Raw genomic sequence first — 18,542 nt, forward strand, 5'->3', positions numbered from 1 at the left:
CTTCTGTACACCTTTGGCCATTTCGCCGCACTAGGGTCATGTTCATGAGTGCCCACTCCGACCAGATACCCGATATCACCGCGACTCCGGCGTGGCAGGCGTTGCAGCGGCATCATGGCGAGATCGGAGCGAAGCACCTGCGCGAGTTGTTCGCCGAGGATCCCTCCCGCGGCACCGAGCTGGCCACGACCGTCGGCGACCTCTACATCGACTACAGCAAGCATCGGGTCACGCGCGAGACGCTGAACCTGCTGGTGGACCTGGCCCGCGCCGCACGCTTGGAGCAGAAGCGGGACGCGATGTTCTCTGGCGTGCACATCAACACCTCCGAGGACCGCGCCGTCCTGCATACCGCCTTGCGGTTGCCGCGCGGCTCCCAACTGGTCGTCGACGGGCGCAACGTCGTCGCCGACGTACACGAGGTGCTCGACAAGATGGGCGACTTCACCGACCGGTTGCGCAGCGGCGAGTGGACCGGCGCGACGGGCGAGGCGATCAAGACCGTCGTCAACATCGGCATCGGCGGGTCGGACCTCGGACCGGCGATGGTCACCCTCGCGTTACGGCACTACGCCGACGCCGGCATCTCGGCGCGGTTCGTCTCCAACGTCGACCCGGCCGATCTGGTGGCCACGCTCAACGGACTCGACCCAGCGACAACGCTTTTCGTCGTCGCGTCAAAGACGTTCTCGACGCTCGAGACGTTGACCAACGCGACCGCAGCGCGTCGCTGGCTGACCGATGCGCTCGGAAACGCCGCGGTATCACGGCATTTCGTGGCGGTGTCGACGAACAAGAAGCTGGTCGACGATTTCGGCATCAACACCGAGAACATGTTCGGATTCTGGGACTGGGTCGGCGGCCGATATTCGGTCGACAGCGCGATCGGCTTGAGCGTGATGGCGGTGATCGGCCGCGAGCGGTTCGCCGAGTTCCTGTCCGGGTTCCACATCGTCGACGGGCACTTCCGGACCGCACCGCTGGAATCCAACGTGCCTGCGCTGCTCGGGCTGATCGGGCTCTGGTACAACGAGTTCTACGGCGCGGAAACCCGTGCGGTGCTGCCGTATTCGAATGACCTGGCCCGCTTCGCCGCCTATCTGCAACAGCTGACGATGGAGTCGAACGGCAAGTCGGTGCGCGCCGACGGTACGCCGGTCACCACGAGCACCGGTGAGATCTTCTGGGGCGAGCCGGGAACGAACGGCCAGCACGCATTCTATCAACTGCTGCATCAGGGCACGCGTCTGGTACCTGCCGACTTCATCGCGTTCTCGCAGCCCACCGACGACCTGCCTACCGCAGATGGCGGGGGCAGCATGCACGACCTGTTGATGAGCAACTTCTTCGCCCAGACCCAGGTGCTCGCATTCGGCAAGACCGCCGATGAGATCGCCGCCGAAGGCACTCCGCCGGATGTGGTGCCGCACAAGGTGATGCCGGGTAACCGACCCAGCACGTCGATCCTCGCGACCCAGTTGACCCCATCGGCGCTCGGACAGTTGATCGCACTGTACGAGCACCAGGTGTTCACCGAGGGAGTCGTCTGGGGTATCGACTCGTTCGATCAGTGGGGTGTCGAACTCGGCAAGACGCAGGCCAAGGCGTTGCTAGGAGTCATCACCGCCGACGACTCCCCCGCCGAACAATCCGACTCCTCAACCGACGCGTTGGTGCGCCGGTACCGCACCGAGCGCGGCCGATCCGCCTGACTCAGCGTGCGGCGCGGGCCTTCACGAACGAGCGCACACCGGCGATCAGGTACACCAACAGCAGAACGAACATGATGGTGCTCGTGATGACGGCCGCGGGTCGCTCGGCCGTGCCCGCGAACACCTCGCCAAGACCGAACACGTTGCGAAGCGCACCGAGCGCGGCGAGCAGCGCGATCACCAGGGCGGCGTGCATGGCAATCTTCCGGGCTTGATCGGAGCGACGCCCGATCAGGGCGGCGATGAGCAGCAGGATGCCGACGAATGCCGGGATCAGCGCGGTCACGCTGACCGCACCGCTGGCGATGTACGCGATCACCCCTGTCGCGACGAGCAGTCCTGAAGTCCAGGTGGTCAGGGCGAGCATCGGCATCCTTTCTACGGTTGTCGCCGACGACTCTACCGACGCAGGGATTCTCAACGCGGTTCAGGCGTCGGGGTCCGGCCGGGTCCAGCCCAGGATCATCGCCGGCGCGCAACCACCGAACACCAGCACGGCCAACGACATCAGCGCGCCCGAGTAGGCCACGTCGGTGTCGGTGTCCTGCAGATAGATCGACGCGACGAGCAGATACCCGATCGGGACCAGCATCAGGTACTGGGTGATCGCCAGACCGATCGAGCGGGCACTGTTGCGCTGCTGCACCTCGTATTCGTCGAGTGCCGCCTCCGGGGCGTCGCCCTGCCTGCCGGACACGATCTGCAGCATCGTCCACAGCGGGAGGAAGACGACGCACACCCCCAGCCAGAGCAGGGGTGCCCACTGCAGTCCGAATGCGCTCAAGAGGCTCACCGCGAACAGGGATGCGAACGTGATGGCCAAACCCACGACGAGAAGCCGCCGCCGAGACTGCGTGCGCCAGCCGGGAAGCAGATTCGCGTACGTGCGCTCTCTTTTGAGGAACCGCCGGGTGCGGGATTCCTGGTAGCGGTCGAGCAACGTCTGGTCAGCCTGCCGGGTCGACGGGGACATCTCGGTCTCCTCCTTGCGATCGGGTGCTCGTGCGGTAGAGCTCGGTGGACAACGGGGTGAACTCCGTTCGGGAGAACACCGCCTCGACGGGGAGACCGAAGACTTCGCAGATCCGGAACGCCAGGTCCAGGCTCGGATAGTGGTCACCACGTTCGAGCGCGCCGACCGTCTGTGGGTTCACGTCGATCAGCGCCGCGAGCTCGGCTCGGGTCATCCGACGCTCTGCGCGCAGGACACCGATGCGGTTGTGGATGGGGAGCGTTTTGCCCCTTTTCACCGGACTCACACAACACAGTGTTAGGAAAACACAACGAAGAGTCAATACTTTAGAACGCTACTAGTCGCGGGGGTGCGGATTCGTACGTGACACGCCCGGCGGATTCAAGCGGCGGATGAATCCGCACGGTCGGCGTTGGAGCCCGGGTCCCTACAGAAAGCAACGCGGCGCACGCTCAGCGAGGAGCGTGCGCCGCGTGGCCGGGCGCTGGATAGAGCTAACTAGGGGTTATGGGGCAGGGATGTTGATGCAGCCCACGTTCGGCAGGCAGCCGCTCGCGCCACCGGGGCCAGCTGTTCCGCCGGGTCCGTTCGGAGCCAGCGACCCGCTTGCGCCGCCGGGTCCGGCCGTACCGCCGGGGCCACCGGGGATCACCCCGGCGGCACCGCCACCATCAGCGGTGCCTTGGGGGCCACCGGGGACGTTCACGTCCGCACCGCCACCGGGAGAGGCGTCGATGTTGCCGGTCACCGCACACGGGGTGCCGTCGGCATTGAGACACGGAGGGGGCGCCGGCTGCGCACCGGCCACCGGCGCGACGGCGAAGGCAACTGCCGCGGCGCCCGAGAACAACAGGGGCATCATCTTCGTCAGTTTCACGTTCATGTCCTGAGGGCTACCACGTCAGCGACTTACTGAAACCTTCAAACCATCTCCGCCGGATGAGGGACCGGTCACAGCCTTCCGACTTGCCTCAACCCGGAAACGGTGTCCGACAGCGTTTCCTGCGGGTCGCGGTACGAGATCCCCAGTTCGGTCTCGCTGGGCGAATCGTCAGACGACGGCATCTGCGTGTAGTACTGCATCGCCGCCGCGGTGACCGGAGCGTCGAAGGGCAGGAGCGGTCCCACCACGTCCACCACCCTTCCGATGTTGCGCAACAACGTATCCGGCACCGGATACACCCGCAGCGACGTGTTCGCCGCCTTCCCGATCATCGTCGCCAGGTCGGCGATCGGAACTCGCTTGCCGCCGGCCATGTATCGGCGTGGTCCCTTGCCCGACTCGAGTAACGCCGCATGCAACGCGGCCAAATCTCGAACGTCGACCACGATCCACGCGGCACCGCGGCCCGGCACCCCACGCATCTGAACCGCCGCTTGAACACCTTCTGCCGCTTCACCGAACTGGTTGCCCGCCGGCGGCCCCAGCACCATGCCCGGGTACGTGATGCTCACCGGCTTACCCGCATCTTGGAGGCCTCGCGCGTACTTCTCCACTTCGGCTTTCGACTTCCCGTAGCCGTCGGAGCCTCCCACGACCGGAAGGTCGGCATGGAGAACCCTGCAGTCGGGGTCGAACAAGGCCGTGAAGCTGGAGACGTGAATGATCGGGTCGAGGCCGCGCTCCGCGGCCATACCGAGCACGTTGTGGGCACCGTCGAGGTTGGTCCGCAGCATCTTGTCGGCCTGCCTGGGGTCGACTGAAACCATTGCCGCCGAGTGGATTACGGCGTCGCAACCATCCATCGCCGCGGCGGTCGACTCGGCGTCGGCGATGTCGCCGACGGCGTAGTCGTCGGTCGCGGCGCCGATCTCCGCGGCGCTCGTCTTGAGCCGGGCCGGATCGCGGACCAGAAACCTCACCTGGTGACCCGCGTCGGCCACCGCTTTCGCCGTCCACGCCCCGACAAAGCCGGTACCCCCGGTCAACAGCACCCTCATAGAACCTCCTCTAGGAACTAGCGCTGCGGGTTCCCCCAAGCGCCAGGCTCTACACGGAGGCTTACGCGAACGGCTTCGTCAGTTGCGGAGGCAGTACCCGCAGGACTCGGACCAGCGGGGCCCACGGCCACCACGGAACCGCCGCGCGCCCACTTTCGCGTTCGATCACGGCGACCATTGCCCGCACCCCGGTTTCGTTGTCCACCATCAACGTCGTCGACTGCGATTTCGCCGTCATCTCGGACTCGATGTAACCGGGTTCGAGCACCGTGACCTTGATGGGCCCGCGCGCGTACTCTGCGCGCAGGGACTCCCCGAGCGACGACACGCCGGCCTTGCTCGCGGCGTAGGCGGCCTTGACGCCGGGCACGCCCTTGTTTCCGAGAACCGACGAAACCAGCACCAGGTGTCCACCACCGGCCTTCTTGAACATCTCGAGTGTGGTCTCGATCTGGACAAGCGCCGCAACGAGATTCGTTTCGATGGTGGCTTTGTTCGCCCACAGTCTGCCCGAGCCCAGCGGCGCACCCTTGCCCACGCCGGCATTGACGATGACGCGGTCGATGCCGCCGAGTTCGTCGCTGAGCTCGGCGAACACCTTGGGCACCTGCTCGTGATCGTTGACGTCGAGGGCGGCGACCGCGACGTTGATCCCGCGATGCCACTCGAGCAGCTCGGCTTTGAGCGCATCGAGTCGATCGATGCGCCGGGCACACAACGCCAGGTCACGACCCTTCGCGGCGAATGCGCGGGCCATCCCGGCGCCCAGCCCCGAGCTCGCACCGGTGATCAATATCTTCTGCCGAGTCACCCCGACAGACTAAGCGAGGGAATCGCCGTCAGAATGACCGCATGATTCTTCTGCGGAGCGCTACATTCCTGCTCGTGGCCCTGTTCGTCGCACTCTCCCAGGGAGTCGCCGCCGGCCAACCCGGTTCTGGGCTCTACCGGCTGGTCGACACCGCTGCGCAGCGCCTGGCGACGGCCGACGATGTCGCGGCCGCCAAATGGATCAACGGCGGGCCGATCACGGACCGGCAGCGCGCCGATGCTGTCCTGGATGCCGTCGCCGCCGACGCCTCCGCACGCGGCATCGACCAGGGGTACGTGCGCGCGGTCTTCACCGACCAGATCGACGCCACCGAGGGTGTGGAGTACACCCGCTTCGGTCAGTGGAAGTTCGACCCCGCCTCCGCCCCCAGCACCGCACCCGACCTGAACGAGACACGTTCGCAGATCGACGAGTTCAACAGGGTCATGGTCGACGAGATTGCGCAGCAGTGGAATTCGCTGCACGCACCGAACTGCATGTTCGAGCTCAACAGCGCCATCGGGGCCGTTGCCGATGCCCGCAGGCTCGACCCGCTCTACCGGCACGCGTTGTCAGCGGCCACCCGGTCGTACTGCAAGCTCACTTGAGCAGCCGCGACAACCGTCGATCGGCGAGCACCTTGCCGCCCGTCTGGCACGTCGGACAGTACTGAAAAGACTTGTCGGCGAACGACACTTCGCGGACGGTGTCGCCGCAGACCGGACACGGCAGACCGGTTCTGGCGTGCACCCGCAGGCCGGACCGCTTCTCGCCCTTGAGCGTCGCGGCCTGCTGGCCCACCGAGCGGGTCACCGCATCGGAGAGCACACCGATCATCGCGTCGTGCAACGCCGACAGCTGTGCGTCGGTCAGCTTGGCCGCCGTCGCGAACGGGGAGATCCGCGCAACGTGCAGGATCTCGTCGCTGTAGGCGTTGCCGATGCCCGCGATGACCTTCTGGTCGGTGATCACCGTCTTGATCCGACCGCTGTTGCCCGCGAGCAACCCGGCGAGGTCGTCGGGCCCCAGCGACAGCGCGTCGGGACCCAGCGTGGCGATGCCGGGAACCTTTGCCGGATCGTCGACCACCCACACCGCGAGCCGTTTCTGCGTGCCGGCCTCGGTGAGGTCGAAACCAGTCGAAGCCTCGCCAGAGGCCTCACCGGCGGGCTTGAGGTGTACGCGCATCGCGATCGGCCCCTTGCCCGGCTTCAGCGGAGCCGCGGCCAGCTTTTCCGACCATCGCAACCACCCGGCGCGCGACAGATGGGTGATCAGGTACAGATCGCCGACCTTCAGACCGAGATATTTGCCCCACCGGTCGGCGCCGGTGACGGTCTGACCGTGCAGCGCGGTGATCGGCGGGTCGAAGGTCTTGAGCACCGAGAACGCCGACACGTCGACGCGTCCCACCGTCTGACCGACGGCATGGCGGCGCAGGTGGTCGGCGAGTGCTTCGACTTCGGGGAGTTCGGGCATGGTTCCAGTGTGCCGGTCAACCGCGTCGCACGGCACCGCCGGTGACCAGCGACAGCAGCCAACTCACGATCGACAGCACGATCGCGGCCCAGATCGCCGTCCACCAGAAGTCGTCGATGTAGAGCCCCCAGTGCGTCGTGTGCTCGGTGATCCACGACGTGATCCACAACATCAACGCGTTGATGACGATGTGGATCAGCCCGAGAGTCAGGATGTAGAGCGGGATGGAGATGATCTGCACGATCGGCTTGATGATCGCGTTGACCAGACCGAAGACCACCGCGACGACGAAGATGATGCCGATTTCCTGCAGTTGCGATTCGGCCCCCACGAATCTGATCCCGGGAACGAGGAGCGTCACCACCCACAGCGCGATGCCGGTCAAAGCGGCCCGCAACAGGAACGACATCGCATTAGCCTAAACCAGGCGACGAACCGAAGGGGCAGCCGTGGATTTCGTACAACGGACCGTGGATCTGGCACGACGAAACGTCGAGGAGGGCGGTCGGCCGTTCGCGACCGTCATCGCCAGGAACGGCGAGGTGCTGGCCGAGAGCGCCAATCAGGTTGCCCAGACGCATGATCCGACCGCACACGCCGAGATTCTGGCGATCCGGAAGGCGTGCACGAAACTCGGCACCGAGCAGCTGACCGGCGCTACCATCTACGTTCTCGCCCACCCGTGCCCGATGTGCCTGGGGTCGTTGTACTACTGCTCCCCCGACGAAGTCGTCTTCCTGACCACTCGCGACGACTACGCCCGCTACTACGTCGATGATCGAAAGTACTTCGAGCTCAACACCTTCTACGACGAATTCGCCAAGTACTGGGACGAACGGCGGCTGCCGATGCGCTATCAGCCCGAAGACGCCGCGATCGATGTCTACCGGTTGTGGATGCAGCGCAACGACCCCGAGCACCGGGGCGAGTGAGGGCGTGACTGGTTGATCCCACGTACCTGGTGCGTGCAATCAACCCGTTAACCGTGCCGAACGCAGCAGATAGGTGTCCATGAGCCAGCCGTGACGCTCCCGCGCACCGGCGCGCACCCGGGCGATCTCCTCGCCGACGTCGCCGACGGTGCCGGCCATCAGCAACTCGTCGGGTGTGCCGAGATAGGCGCCCCACCAGATGCGGGTGTCGGGCGGGCACGTCAGGAACGAACAATCGGCGTCGAGCATCACCACCGCGCTTCCGATCAGCCCACGGTCGCGCAGTTGTCTGCCGGTGGTGATCAGCACCGGTTCGCCGACGTCGTTGAGCGGGATGCGATGTCGCGCGGTGAGCGCCTGGATCGCGGTGATGCCGGGGATGACGTCGTAGTCGATGTCGACGTGAGTCGCGACGGTGTCGAGGATGCGCAGTGTGCTGTCGTAGAGCGACGGGTCCCCCCACGCCAGGAAGCCGCCAACGCCGTCGGGCGCGAGTTCGGACTCGATGGCGTCGGCCCACACCCGCGCTCGCGCGGCGTGCCAGTCGGCCACCGCTTGCCGGTACGCCGGGCCGTCCGGGACGTCTCTGACCCGCGGCGGGTCGGACAGCTCGACGAAGCGGTATCCGGGCTCGCGGATGAAGCGTTGGCAGATGTGTCGCCGCAGCGCCACCAGGTCGCCCTTCGCCGATCCCTTGTCCATGGCGAAGAACACCTGCGTGTCGTTGAGCGCGGTCACCGCCTGCGCCGTGACGTGGTCGGGGTCGCCCGCGCCGATGCCGATGACGTGAATTCGACGGGTCACGCCCGCGAGTATGCCTTCAGTGTTTGCCGCCGCGTGAAAGGCGTAGCCGCCTGGCCCGCTTGGCATCCTCATTCTCTGCGGCCTCTTGCTTGCGGATGTTGCGATCGTCCTTCGGCGGTAGCTGCAATTCGTGCTCGGCGGGAAGACCGGCCTGCAGCTGACGCCCGCGCTCGAGCTCGGCGTCCACTTCCGCTCCGAACAGCAACGCGAGGTTGGTGATCCACAACCACAACAGGAACACGATGACACCGGCCAGCGCGCCGTAGGTCTTGTTGTAGCTGCCGAAGTTGGCCACGTAGAGCCCGAACCCCAAGGAGGCGATGAGCCACACGACGATCGCGACCGCGGCACCGCCGCTGATCCAGCGGAACTTGGGTTGCTCGACGTTGGGGGTGACGTAGTACAGGATTGCGACCGCCAGCACGACGAAGAGCAGGATCAGCGGCCACCGGACCACATTCCAGGCCGTGACCGCCGTTTCGCCCAACCCGATCGCATCACCGATCGCCCGGGCCACCGGTCCGCTGATCGCGAGCATGAACACTACTGCGGCCGCTATCACCAGACCGGCCAGCGTCAGCAGCAGCTGCACCGGTCGCAGCTTCCACACCGGCCGGCCCTCGTCGATCTCGTAGATGCGGTTCATCGCGCGACCGAAGGCGCCGATGTAACCCGATGCCGTCCACAACGCGCCAACGATGCCGGCGACCAGCGCGAAGCCGGCCGTCGGCGAGTTGACGAGTTGCTCGATCGTCGGCCGCAGGGTGTCCAACGCCGACGCCGGCGCCACATCCGAGGCGATGTCGAGCAACGCGTCCACCGTGCGCCTGCCCTGCCCGAACACGCCCAGCAGCGACACCATGACCACCAGCGCGGGGAAGATCGACAGCACCGCGTAGTACGTCAGCGCCGCGGCCAGATCCGTGCACTCGTCGCTTTGGAACTCTTTGACCGCCTTGCGCATCGCGTACAAGAGCGACGGCCGGGTGAGGTCGGTCGGTGACTCGGGTTTTCGGGGGTCATCCGGATCAGGAGCCTGGACGCCTTCGTCGTCTCCGTCGGCCTCGTCGGTTCGCATACCACTCGGTACCCCTGCCCCGCACCGCCAAACGCCAGTGGTACCGCAAGTATGCGGTACCGCGGGTATTGACATGTGTCGCGCACGTCCCTACCTTCCTAGCTATGGGTACGCCGGTCACAGCATCCCGTCCGACACGCGAAAACATCGCGGAACGCCTGCTCAAAGGCTCCGCCAAGAAGTCCTACGCACCCGCCGTCGACATCGACTGGGACGCACCGCTTGACCCCGACAAATTCTTCCTGCCGCCGCCGAGCGTGACCCTCTACGGCACGCCGCTGTGGGACACGATGACCCGCGAGCAGCAGATCGAGTTGTCCCGTCAGGAATTGGTCAACATCCTGTCGGCGGGTATCTGGTTCGAGAACATCCTCAATCAGGCACTCCTGCGCGACCTGATGCACCGGGATGTGAGGGCGGCGTCGACGCACTACTCGCTGACCGAACTCGGTGACGAGACACGGCATATGGTCATGTTCGGCAAAGTGATCCAGCGGCTCGGCGCCGAGCCGGTGCAGCCCCGCCGGTGGCAGCGTGCCGTCATCAACGCACTCCCGTTGCTGTTCCGCGGACCGATCCTGTGGGGTGCCGCACTGGTCGGCGAGGAGATCTTCGACGCGCTGCAGCGCCAGATCCTCGAGGATCCCGAATTGCAGCCAATCGTCCAGCGGCTCATGCGCATCCACGTGACCGAGGAGGCGCGCCACATCCAGTACGCGCGCGACGGGCTGCGTCGCACCAGGCCGCACATGGGCTTCACCCAGCGATTCGTGATGAGCAACCTGCACGGCGTCGGAGGACCGTTCTACCGCTACCTGCTGACCATCCCCGCCCCGTAGCGGCGCATGGGTCTCGACGCCCATGCTGCCCGCCAGATGGCATTGGCCAACAAGCACCATCGAAGTCGCAAAGAAGCCGGTTTCGCACCGCTGGCGTCGTTCTTCGAAGAGATCGATCTGATGGGGCCGATCGCCCGCCGGATGTGGCGCCGTAGCGGATTTCTGCCGCAGTGACCGACCTGTACGACGGGGTCGCGGCCGTACGGATGCACGACATGGATCATCGCGTGCGGGTGCGCCTGACCGGCCACCTCGACCCTGTCGACGGCCGATACCACTGGCGCGGAATGGTTTTCGATCTGGCATCCGAGATGCGGCTGCCCCGGGCCGTGCGCATCTCGATCGCCGACTGCACTGCCGAGGGCCAGTTGACCGAGGTGACGCCGTGGGGCACGCACTGTGTTGCGGGCGTCGGCGCACCGCCCTACCCGCTGAACGGCTAGGTCGACTCCGACGAGCGCTGCGCGGCGACCCGTTCCCGCGTCATGTCACCGTCCGCCTCGCCTTCGAGTGCGCCATACACCTTGTCCGCCTTGGCTTGGGTCATCAACGGCGGAAGCAACGGCGTCTTCGGGTCGACGAGAGCCTCGATCACGGTCGGCCGGTCGGCTTCGAACGCGGTGCGCCACGCCGCGGCCGCCTGCGCGGACTCGACCACCCGCACGCCCTTCAGCCCGAGCATCTCGGCGTAGTCGGCATAGGGAAATGGCGGGACGTCCTGCGAGGCGGGAAAGCGCGCGTCGCCCTCCATTTCCCGTTGCTCCCAGGAGACTTCGGTCAGATCCTGGTTGTGCAGGACCAGAATCACGAACCGCGGATCGGCCCAACCCCGCCACCGGTCGGCGATCGTGATGAGTTCGAGCAGCCCGCTCATCTGCATGGCACCGTCACCGACCAGGGCAACGACCGGGCGCTCCGGTGCATCGAGCTTGGCCGCTATCCCGTACGGCAGCGCACATCCCATCGACGCCAGGTAGCCGGACACGTGCGCGGGCACCCCGGGCGGCAACCGCAGGTGACGGGCATACCAGTACGTCGCAGAGCCGACGTCGACGGCGACACGGGCGTTGCCCGGTATGTGCTCGGACAGCGTACGCACGACGAATTCCGGGTTCGCCGAATCGGATCGAGCCTCGGCGCGTTCCTCGGACTCCTGCAGCCAGTCCTCCTTCCAGCCCTCTACCTGGTGCTGCCACTGGCGGTCGGTCTTGCGGCGGATCAGGGGAGCCAGCCGCGACAACGTATCCGCCGCATCGCCGGTCAACGCCACATCGACCGGATACTTCGCGCCCACGACCCGGGGCTCGATGTCGATCTGCACCGCGCGAGCCTGACCGGGCGCCGGATAGAACTCCGTCCACGGGTCGTTGCTTCCGACGATCAGCAAGGTGGCGCAGTTGGCCATCAGCTGTGCACTCGCCGTCGTGCCCAGGTGTCCCATCACCCCGGTGTGCCACGGCGCCGACTCGTCGAGGACCGGCTTGCCGAGCAGCGATGTCGTCACGCCCGCACCGAGCAGATCGACGAGCCCGGTGAGTTCGTCCTCGACACCCATCGCGCCGCGACCCACCAGTAGGGCTATCTTCTCGCCGTCATTCAGCAGATCGGCGGCACGGCCCAGCTCGGCGTCGCGCGCCACGACGCGTGCGCTGGTGTACACCGCCGCTGACGGGACCACACCGTGACTGTGCTCCAACTCCTCAGGCATCTCCGCCTTCTGGACGTCGTGCGGCACGATCAGGCACGTCGGCGTGGACGTCGCCAGTGCCGTGCGCATGGCGTTGTCCACCGCCATGGGCATCTGCTGCGGCGCGAACACGGTTTGGACGTACTGCGCGCATACGTCCTTGAACAACGCGTGCAGGTCGACCTCTTGCAGATAGCCGCTGCCCAGCGCCGTCGACACCACTTGCCCGACGATCGCCACCACCGGACGACGGTCCAGCTTCGCGTCATACAGGCCGGCGAGCAGATGGATCGCGCCGGGACCCTGGGTGGCCAGGCAGACGCCGACCCCGCCGGAGTACTTGGCATGGCCGCACGCCGCGAAAGCCGCGAGTTCTTCATGCCGTGATGAGACGAACTCCGGATCACCGGCCCGCGCCAGCGCACCGAGCAAGGTGTTCACGCCGTCTCCGGCGTAACCGAAGACCCGCGTCGTCCCCCACGCGCGCAACCGTGCCACCATCGCGTCCGCGACGAGCTCGGTCACTGACGATTACTCGGGGTTCTCGTTGGTCAGCGCCTGGAAGCTCTTCGCCTGGCCGCGCGCCAGCGCCGCGCGCACCACGCCCACGAGCAAGCCCTGTATCGCGGCGGCGATGAACACCTCCCGCGTCGATCGGCTGAGGTCCTCCGGATCCGGCTCTTCGTCGTCCGGGTGCATCCGTTGCCAGATCTCGGTGAAGATTTTGCCGGCGATGAGTCCGCCCGCGACGGCGCTCATCATCGAGAGGGGTTTGTACATAGCTTTGGCCGCACTCACGGCGTCCAGATTCCCGATGAGCCAATACCTAAACCAAGAACTAGAACACGTTCTAGTATTTCCGGGTGCGGTTCACCTATGCCGAAGCGATGACCGATCCGACGTACTACATTCCGCTGGCTGCGGCCGCGGAGGCGGCGGGCTATCACGCGATGACGATCGCCGACAGCGTCGCCTATCCGTTCGAGTCGGATTCGACGTACCCGTACACCCAAGATGGCAGCCGCGAATTCCTCGACGGCAAGGCGTTCATCGAGGCGTTCGTGCTCGCAGGCGCGCTGAGCGCGGTCACCACGAGACTGCGGTTCAACTTCTTCGTCCTCAAACTGCCGATCCGGCCGCCGGCGCTGGTCGCCAAACAGGCCGGCTCGCTGGCGGCGCTGTTCGGGAACCGTCTCGGCCTGGGCGTCGGCACCAGCCCGTGGCCCGAGGATTACGAGCTGATGGACGTGCCGTTCGCCAGGCGCGGCAAGCGCATGGACGAGTGCATCGAGATCATCAGGGGCCTGACCACCGGCGAGTACTTCGAGTTCCACGGCGAGTTCTACGACATCCCCAAAACGAAGATGACGCCCGCGCCCACCGAGCCGATCCCGATTCTCATCGGCGGGCACGCCGACGCAGCGCTCAAGCGGGCCGCGCGCAACGACGGCTGGATGCACGGTGGCGGCGACGCCGAGGAGCTGGACCGACTCCTCAACCGGCTCAGGCAGTTTCGCGAAGAGGAAGGCCGTACCGGGCAGTTCGAGATTCACGTGATCTCCGCCGACGCGTACACGCCCGACGGCATCAAACGACTCGAGGACAAAGGTGTCACCGACGTCATCGTCGGGTTCCGGATCCCCTACATCACGGGGCCCGACACAGAACCGCTCGACACCAAGATCCGTCACCTGGAGAAGTTCGCCGAGAAGGTCATCGCCAAGCTCTGATCGATTTGCGCACCGCCGAAGCGGGTAATCGACTCGCAATGCAGGGCGTCGAAGTGTCAACAGTTCCTTACGGTTCGGCAGTCGTCTTGAGGCCTCGCGGCGTGCTGGACGGCAGCACGTATCGCTCGCTGCGCGATCAGATCATCCAAACAGCGCTCGACGAACCGCAGGCAGTCTTGGTCGACATCGCCGGTATCGACGTTCCAGCCGCTTCTGCCTGGGCGGTGTTCAGCAGCGCCCGACGGCACGTCGACCGGTGGCCCGGCGTGCCCGTGGTGCTGCTGTGTGGGGATACGGCGACGCGTGCTGCCATCGACGACGCCGGCGTCTCCCGCCACGTACCGGTCTTCGCCTGCGCTGGGTCCGCCATCGACCGGATCAATGCGACCAGCACGCCTCGACTTCGCAGGCGGGCACGCGCCGAACTGCCCGCCGCACTACCCAGCCTTCAGCGAGCCAGGGAACTGACCGCAGAGTGGCTGACGACCTGGTCCCGCACCGAGATGATCTCGACGGTGAAGGTCGTGGTCACGACATTGGTGGAAAACGTCCTGCAACACACGGACAGCGACCCCGGCGTGCGGGTGGAGTGCAGCGGTCAATCGGTGGCCGTCGCCGTCAACGACACAAGCCGCGCCCCCGCCACGCTGAGGGAAGCGGCCACAGCCACGGGACGGCCCTCCGGGTTGCGGATCGTCGCGGCGCTCTGTCGCAGTTGGGGGAACGCGCCGACGACGTCAGGCAAGACGGTGTGGGCGGTGATCGGACCGGAGAACGTGACGCCGTGAACTGCTGCTGCTCAGCGTGATGTGCGGGCTCTGCCCGTACGTTTGTCGGTACAGCACCGCGAAACGACCCGTGTGCGCGAACCCCCACCGGGCCGCAATCTCGGTGACGGTGGCCCCTTGCCGTCCTGCCAGTAGTTCCCGGTGCGCGTAGTTCAACCGAGCCCTACGCAGGTACTGAAGGGGTGTGGTGGCGAGGTGGCGCCTGAACATGTACTGCACCGCCCGGGGCGTGACGTGGACGGCTTCGGCGATATCGGTCAGGCCGACGTCCCTCTGCACATTCGCGTCGATGAACTCGATCGCACGACGAAGCAGAACCGGCTGGTGATCTGTGTGGTCGTGTGAGCACGACCGAGGAACCCGCGCTGAGTTCGGAAACGTGGACAGCGTCACCGCGGCCAGCAGGCGCGTGACGTGGCCGAGGACCAACGGTGTCGCCAGCGCGTCATCGGCGAGCACGTTTTCTTTGACGTACACAACCGTGTTCTGCCACAGCCGCGCTGCGGCGGCGCCATCCGGGGTCAAACGGAAGAAGCGGATCGGACCCTCGACCTCACCGAAAGACATGCCGTTGACTACGCCGACCACTAGCGAAGGATTCAACACGACCGCGGTCGCCCGCAGATCGTCGGAACATGCCACAAATGGCAGATAAGGCTGCGATAGCAGCGCGACGTCATCCTTCGCGGCGCGGCACTCGAAGCCCTCACAGGCGCTGCTCACCCGCCCACCGGTTGGCCAGACGGCGACGACCTTGTTCGGTGCGTCGGCCCGGACCTCCAGGTGTCCAGCGACATAAACGTCGTCGATCGTCAATGGACCGACGGAGACGCGTGCGTGGCTTAGCAGGACACCTGTGGACGAAGACCAAGATTGGCTAGATAGCTGCAGGCTGGCGCCGAAGGCGTCGCCAAGGTACTGGCTCGCGGTTGCGGGATCGATGATTTCGGTATGTGACCGTACGAGTGTGGGCGCGCCGGCGGCATCGGTTGTCGTCATTTTCAAGATCACCTTCAACGGGTGATGCACGTGAAGGGCTTCTGGCTGTACCCCCGGAACCTCCGACCCTACTCCTCTTTTCGTTTCTCGGATTCTGCGGACGAAAAGCGCAACCCCTTCGGTGCGGCTGCGAGTTCTGTCGCCTTACTCGGCGGATAGGAAAACCTTCCCCACTCGGAAAAAACTCTGACGCTCAGACGATTCCGGACATCAAGGCCTCCCCGCGACGATGAACTCGTCCCTCCGAGCCAAGGAAGCCCCATGACCGCGACAGCACAGACCGCAACCACCCGTCCCGACGAAACGGTGCGGCTGGGCCCCGGCGATCTGCCGGTGCGGCCCCGGCCCGTACCCGTCGCTCGCCCCGAGGCCAAGACGACGCGGTTGCGTCCCGTCGCTGCGCCGACGAAGCCGCGGCCGAAGGCCGTCAGCGCCTTCGACGGCAAGACGGTCCGGCTGCGTGCACTGGAACTGCCGGTCGTCGGCAAGGTCACCAGCACCGTGCGGCAGCGGTACCTGGGCCTGAGCAAGGTCAAGAAGCCGCCGACCAAGTGGGACATCGCGCGGCTCTCTCTGGTGATGCTGCTGGCTTCGATGCCGATCCTGGGCATCTCGGTCGACGTGTTCGGCCTGGTCCCCCAGAACGTCACGTCGGTGGTCGTGATCGCGCTGTGCGCGGTGCTGGGTGCGCTCATCGCGTTCGCCCCGCACCGGATCGACATGATCGTGGGCCGCGGGCTGATCGCCGGCATGGTGGCCTGCATCGTCTACGACGCGGCCCGGTTGTTCGCCGTGCACGTCCTGGGATTGATGGGTGACTTCATTCCCGTGATGGGATCCTTCGTCACCGGGGAACCGGATACCGTGGGCAGCGCGGCCGTCGGTTACGTGTGGCGCTACATCGGCGACGGTGGAGGGCTGGGCGTCGCGTTCTTCGTCGTCGCGTTCGCGTTGGGCATCGACCGGTGGAAGAACGTCTACGCGGTGCTGGCCTCGGTCGCCTTCGCGGTGTTCCCGACCTGGGCCGGGTTGATGGCGACAGTCGCGCTGGCCCCGCGCGGCGAGGAGATGATGTTCCCCCTGAACGTCGCGACGGTGACGATCACGCTGGTCGGACACCTGATTTTCGGGTTGGTGCTGGGGTTGGCCTTCCTCAAGGCGCCGCGGGGACGCGAACGCAGCGAATGGCCCTGGCCGCCGCTGTTCGAGTCGGCCCAAGCCAAGCGGGTCATCCGCGCCTACAAGAGGTTCACCCACCGGCCGTGAGCGTTCGTCGACCAGGAACCTCCTATCTGGGCCAGAATTGCCTGGATAGGAGGTCCCATGTCGTCCCACCTGGAAATCTCGAAACCCTCGGGGCGGGAGCTGGTGCCGCTGAGCGGTCAGCGGGTGACGCTCGGTAAGGCCTCCACCAACGCGGTGTCACTCGAGCACGACGAGACCGTCTCAAGGTTGCACGCGGTTCTGGAGAATCTCGGATTCGCTTGGTCCATAAGGGATCTCGGAAGCCGCAACGGCACCTACCTCAACGGCGAGCGGATCAGCGCAGAACGTGTGTTGCGCTCGGGCGACGAGGTGCGTCTCGGCAAGTCGCGGTTGGTCTTCTGGGAGGTGAAAGACAGCGGGGACGGCAAGCTCGACGAGGAGACGGTGACCGCCCAGGCGGTCGAACCGCCGCCCCGGCTGACCCGCCGCGAACTCGACGTCCTCGTGGTGTTGTGCAGGCCCCTGGTCTCCGACGATCCGTTCCCCGAACCCGCATCCGTGCGCCGAATGGCGGGTGAGCTGTTCGTCACCGAGGCCGCGGTCAAACAGCATCTGCAGAACCTCTACGACAAGTTCGCCATCCCCGCCGAAGGCGATCGCCGGGTCCGGCTGGCCAACGAGGCGCTGCGGCGCGGCGCCGTCACCCTCGCACAACTGCGCGCTACGTGAAGTCGAGTGCCTCCACGGTCGCGACCGGTCCCTCGTGGGTCGGCCGGTCGGCGCCGCCGATGCAGTACAGCGTCGAACCGACGGCGGCCACCACCTGGCCGTGCACCGGAGTCCCGATGGGCGCCACCGTCGTCCACGTCCCGTTGGCGATGTCGTACATCTCGACCGTCGACAGCACGCGCGTCGGCTCCTCTCCGCCCACCGCGACGATCCGGCCGTCGATGTAGGCGGCGCCGAAGCTTCCGCGGGCAGTCGGCATGTCTGTCAGCTTCTCCCACTCTCCCGTCGACGGATCGAACCGCTCGAAGGCGGCGGTGTTCTCGTCCGCGCTCAGCGAGCGCCCGCCCACGGCGTAGACATAGCGGTCATCGGACACCGCGGCCAGATGCTCACGCGCGGTGGGCATGTCGGCGGCCTGAGTCCAGGATTCACCGTCGAACACTTCCGTCGGCACGACGAGTTGTTTGTCGCTCTGCCCGCCGACGACCACCAGCTTGTCGCCGACGACGGCCGCCGCCGCGCCGGCGCGGCCGTGCTGCAGAGCGGGAAGTTCGGTCCACTTGCCGTCGCGCAGTGCGAACACCTTGTCCGAGGGCTCCCCGATGTTGTCGGTGGCGCCTCCGAGGACGACGACCTCCCCCTTGTAGGTGGCGGCTGTCGCGTGGTGTAGGCCGATCGGCAGCGACGGCGCAGGCTGCCAATCCTCCGTCTGCGCGTCGAAAGTCTCGACGGTGTCGAGGGTCTCGCCCTCACGGATACCGCCTGCAATCCAGATCTTGTCGTCGAGCACCGTCCACGCCATCATCAGCCGCGCCGTTGGAGCATCCGGGAGCG

General features: G+C 66.1%; 22 protein-coding genes and 2 pseudogenes. 9 read left to right on the forward strand and 15 right to left on the reverse strand.

Features of this window, described 5'->3' with window-relative positions; all coding sequences use genetic code 11:
- The first annotated feature begins 44 nt into the window (after positions 1–44).
- Positions 45–1,712: a glucose-6-phosphate isomerase gene (gene pgi, locus AAHH99_RS05925; RefSeq protein ID WP_418767832.1), complete on the forward strand. Its 1,668-nt coding sequence runs from the start codon at positions 45–47 to the stop codon at positions 1,710–1,712.
- A 1-nt stretch (position 1,713) separates the two neighbouring features.
- On the opposite strand, the gene AAHH99_RS05930 is transcribed toward pgi, so the two are convergent.
- The 6 genes from AAHH99_RS05930 to AAHH99_RS05955 form a co-directional block, all read right to left on the reverse strand.
- On the reverse strand, positions 1,714–2,085 hold the full coding sequence (locus AAHH99_RS05930; RefSeq protein WP_418767833.1) for a hypothetical protein: 372 nt from the start codon (positions 2,083–2,085) through the stop codon (positions 1,714–1,716).
- A 54-nt stretch (positions 2,086–2,139) separates the two neighbouring features.
- A complete protein-coding gene (locus AAHH99_RS05935) occupies positions 2,140–2,685 on the reverse strand; it encodes a hypothetical protein (protein WP_418767834.1) in 546 nt (181 codons plus the stop codon).
- Positions 2,660–2,971 (reverse strand): helix-turn-helix transcriptional regulator, encoded by a 312-nt coding sequence (locus AAHH99_RS05940; RefSeq protein ID WP_418767835.1) that lies wholly within the window; start codon positions 2,969–2,971, stop codon positions 2,660–2,662. Before AAHH99_RS05940 ends, AAHH99_RS05935 begins: the two co-directional genes overlap by 26 nt.
- A gap of 219 nt (positions 2,972–3,190) precedes the next feature.
- Positions 3,191–3,568 carry a hypothetical protein gene (locus AAHH99_RS05945; RefSeq protein WP_418767836.1) on the reverse strand — a complete coding sequence of 126 codons (378 nt, stop codon included), beginning with the start codon at positions 3,566–3,568 and terminating at the stop codon, positions 3,191–3,193.
- 68 nt (positions 3,569–3,636) lie between these two features.
- Positions 3,637–4,626, reverse strand: a complete 990-nt coding sequence (locus AAHH99_RS05950) for an SDR family NAD(P)-dependent oxidoreductase (protein ID WP_418767837.1) — start codon at positions 4,624–4,626, stop codon at positions 3,637–3,639.
- Positions 4,627–4,687: 61 nt separating this feature from the next.
- A complete protein-coding gene (locus AAHH99_RS05955; RefSeq protein WP_418767838.1) occupies positions 4,688–5,437 on the reverse strand; it encodes an SDR family oxidoreductase in 750 nt (249 codons plus the stop codon).
- 41 nt (positions 5,438–5,478) lie between these two features.
- On the opposite strand from AAHH99_RS05955, the gene AAHH99_RS05960 reads away from it, so the two are divergent.
- The gene (locus AAHH99_RS05960; protein ID WP_418767839.1) at positions 5,479–6,045 is read left to right on the forward strand and encodes a chorismate mutase; all 567 of its coding nucleotides are present in this window, start codon (positions 5,479–5,481) and stop codon (positions 6,043–6,045) included.
- Here AAHH99_RS05960 and AAHH99_RS05965 read toward each other — a convergent pair.
- The 3 genes and pseudogenes from AAHH99_RS05965 to AAHH99_RS05975 all read right to left on the reverse strand — a co-directional run bounded on the left by AAHH99_RS05965 (position 6,038) and on the right by AAHH99_RS05975 (position 7,325).
- Entirely contained in the window at positions 6,038–6,496 is a 459-nt protein-coding gene (locus AAHH99_RS05965; protein ID WP_231984675.1) for a zinc finger domain-containing protein, read from the reverse strand. The two genes, AAHH99_RS05960 and AAHH99_RS05965, sit on opposite strands and share 8 nt — an antisense overlap.
- 177 nt (positions 6,497–6,673) lie before the next feature.
- Positions 6,674–6,916 (reverse strand): annotated as a pseudogene (locus tag AAHH99_RS05970) (DNA-formamidopyrimidine glycosylase family protein); the annotation flags it as partial.
- 16 nt (positions 6,917–6,932) lie between these two features.
- Positions 6,933–7,325: a phage holin family protein gene (locus AAHH99_RS05975; RefSeq protein WP_418767840.1), complete on the reverse strand. Its 393-nt coding sequence runs from the start codon at positions 7,323–7,325 to the stop codon at positions 6,933–6,935.
- Between the two features lie 40 nt (positions 7,326–7,365).
- Between AAHH99_RS05975 and AAHH99_RS05980 the strand changes: the two genes are divergently transcribed.
- On the forward strand, positions 7,366–7,848 hold the full coding sequence (locus tag AAHH99_RS05980) for a nucleoside deaminase (protein ID WP_418767841.1): 483 nt from the start codon (positions 7,366–7,368) through the stop codon (positions 7,846–7,848).
- Between the two features lie 39 nt (positions 7,849–7,887).
- Here AAHH99_RS05980 and cobF read toward each other — a convergent pair whose 3' ends face one another.
- Together cobF and AAHH99_RS05990 are read right to left on the reverse strand one after the other, a co-directional pair.
- Complete coding sequence (gene cobF, locus AAHH99_RS05985; protein WP_418767842.1) at positions 7,888–8,652, reverse strand: precorrin-6A synthase (deacetylating); 765 nt, start codon at positions 8,650–8,652, stop codon at positions 7,888–7,890.
- 16 nt (positions 8,653–8,668) lie between these two features.
- Positions 8,669–9,730, reverse strand: a complete 1,062-nt coding sequence (locus AAHH99_RS05990; protein WP_418767843.1) for a YihY/virulence factor BrkB family protein — start codon at positions 9,728–9,730, stop codon at positions 8,669–8,671.
- Positions 9,731–9,834: 104 nt separating this feature from the next.
- On the opposite strand from AAHH99_RS05990, the pseudogene AAHH99_RS05995 reads away from it, so the two are divergent.
- Both AAHH99_RS05995 and AAHH99_RS06000 read left to right on the forward strand, forming a co-directional pair.
- A pseudogene (locus AAHH99_RS05995) lies at positions 9,835–10,743 on the forward strand (AurF N-oxygenase family protein).
- Positions 10,740–11,012: a DUF4873 domain-containing protein gene (locus AAHH99_RS06000; protein WP_418767844.1), complete on the forward strand. Its 273-nt coding sequence runs from the start codon at positions 10,740–10,742 to the stop codon at positions 11,010–11,012. The pseudogene AAHH99_RS05995 and the gene AAHH99_RS06000 overlap by 4 nt, the downstream one beginning before the upstream one ends.
- On the opposite strand, the gene AAHH99_RS06005 is transcribed toward AAHH99_RS06000, so the two are convergent.
- Entirely contained in the window at positions 11,009–12,781 is a 1,773-nt protein-coding gene (locus AAHH99_RS06005) for a thiamine pyrophosphate-requiring protein (protein WP_418767845.1), read from the reverse strand. The two genes, AAHH99_RS06000 and AAHH99_RS06005, sit on opposite strands and share 4 nt — an antisense overlap.
- 6 nt (positions 12,782–12,787) lie before the next feature.
- The gene (locus AAHH99_RS06010; protein ID WP_064399482.1) at positions 12,788–13,054 is read right to left on the reverse strand and encodes a DUF4235 domain-containing protein; all 267 of its coding nucleotides are present in this window, start codon (positions 13,052–13,054) and stop codon (positions 12,788–12,790) included.
- Between the two features lie 65 nt (positions 13,055–13,119).
- Here AAHH99_RS06010 and AAHH99_RS06015 point away from each other — a divergent pair, with 65 nt between their 5' ends.
- Positions 13,120–13,986 carry a TIGR03619 family F420-dependent LLM class oxidoreductase gene (locus AAHH99_RS06015; RefSeq protein WP_418767846.1) on the forward strand — a complete coding sequence of 289 codons (867 nt, stop codon included), beginning with the start codon at positions 13,120–13,122 and terminating at the stop codon, positions 13,984–13,986.
- 38 nt (positions 13,987–14,024) lie between these two features.
- Entirely contained in the window at positions 14,025–14,774 is a 750-nt protein-coding gene (locus AAHH99_RS06020; RefSeq protein ID WP_418767847.1) for an STAS domain-containing protein, read from the forward strand.
- Here the strand turns inward: AAHH99_RS06020 and AAHH99_RS06025 are convergent.
- The gene (locus AAHH99_RS06025) at positions 14,724–15,785 is read right to left on the reverse strand and encodes an AraC family transcriptional regulator (protein WP_418767882.1); all 1,062 of its coding nucleotides are present in this window, start codon (positions 15,783–15,785) and stop codon (positions 14,724–14,726) included. The two genes, AAHH99_RS06020 and AAHH99_RS06025, sit on opposite strands and share 51 nt — an antisense overlap.
- A gap of 249 nt (positions 15,786–16,034) precedes the next feature.
- Here AAHH99_RS06025 and AAHH99_RS06030 point away from each other — a divergent pair, with 249 nt between their 5' ends.
- Positions 16,035–17,039, forward strand: coding sequence for a hypothetical protein (locus AAHH99_RS06030; RefSeq protein WP_418767848.1), 1,005 nt, complete (start codon positions 16,035–16,037; stop codon positions 17,037–17,039).
- A gap of 57 nt (positions 17,040–17,096) precedes the next feature.
- Positions 17,097–17,708 carry an FHA domain-containing protein gene (locus AAHH99_RS06035; protein ID WP_418767849.1) on the forward strand — a complete coding sequence of 204 codons (612 nt, stop codon included), beginning with the start codon at positions 17,097–17,099 and terminating at the stop codon, positions 17,706–17,708.
- On the opposite strand, the gene AAHH99_RS06040 is transcribed toward AAHH99_RS06035, so the two are convergent.
- Positions 17,701–18,513, reverse strand: a complete 813-nt coding sequence (locus AAHH99_RS06040) for a Kelch repeat-containing protein (protein ID WP_418767850.1) — start codon at positions 18,511–18,513, stop codon at positions 17,701–17,703. The genes AAHH99_RS06035 and AAHH99_RS06040 overlap by 8 nt on opposite strands.
- Positions 18,514–18,542: the final 29 nt, after the last annotated feature.

Source organism: Mycobacterium neumannii (assembly GCF_048452905.1).
In the GTDB taxonomy this organism is placed as follows: domain Bacteria; phylum Actinomycetota; class Actinomycetes; order Mycobacteriales; family Mycobacteriaceae; genus Mycobacterium; species Mycobacterium neumannii_B.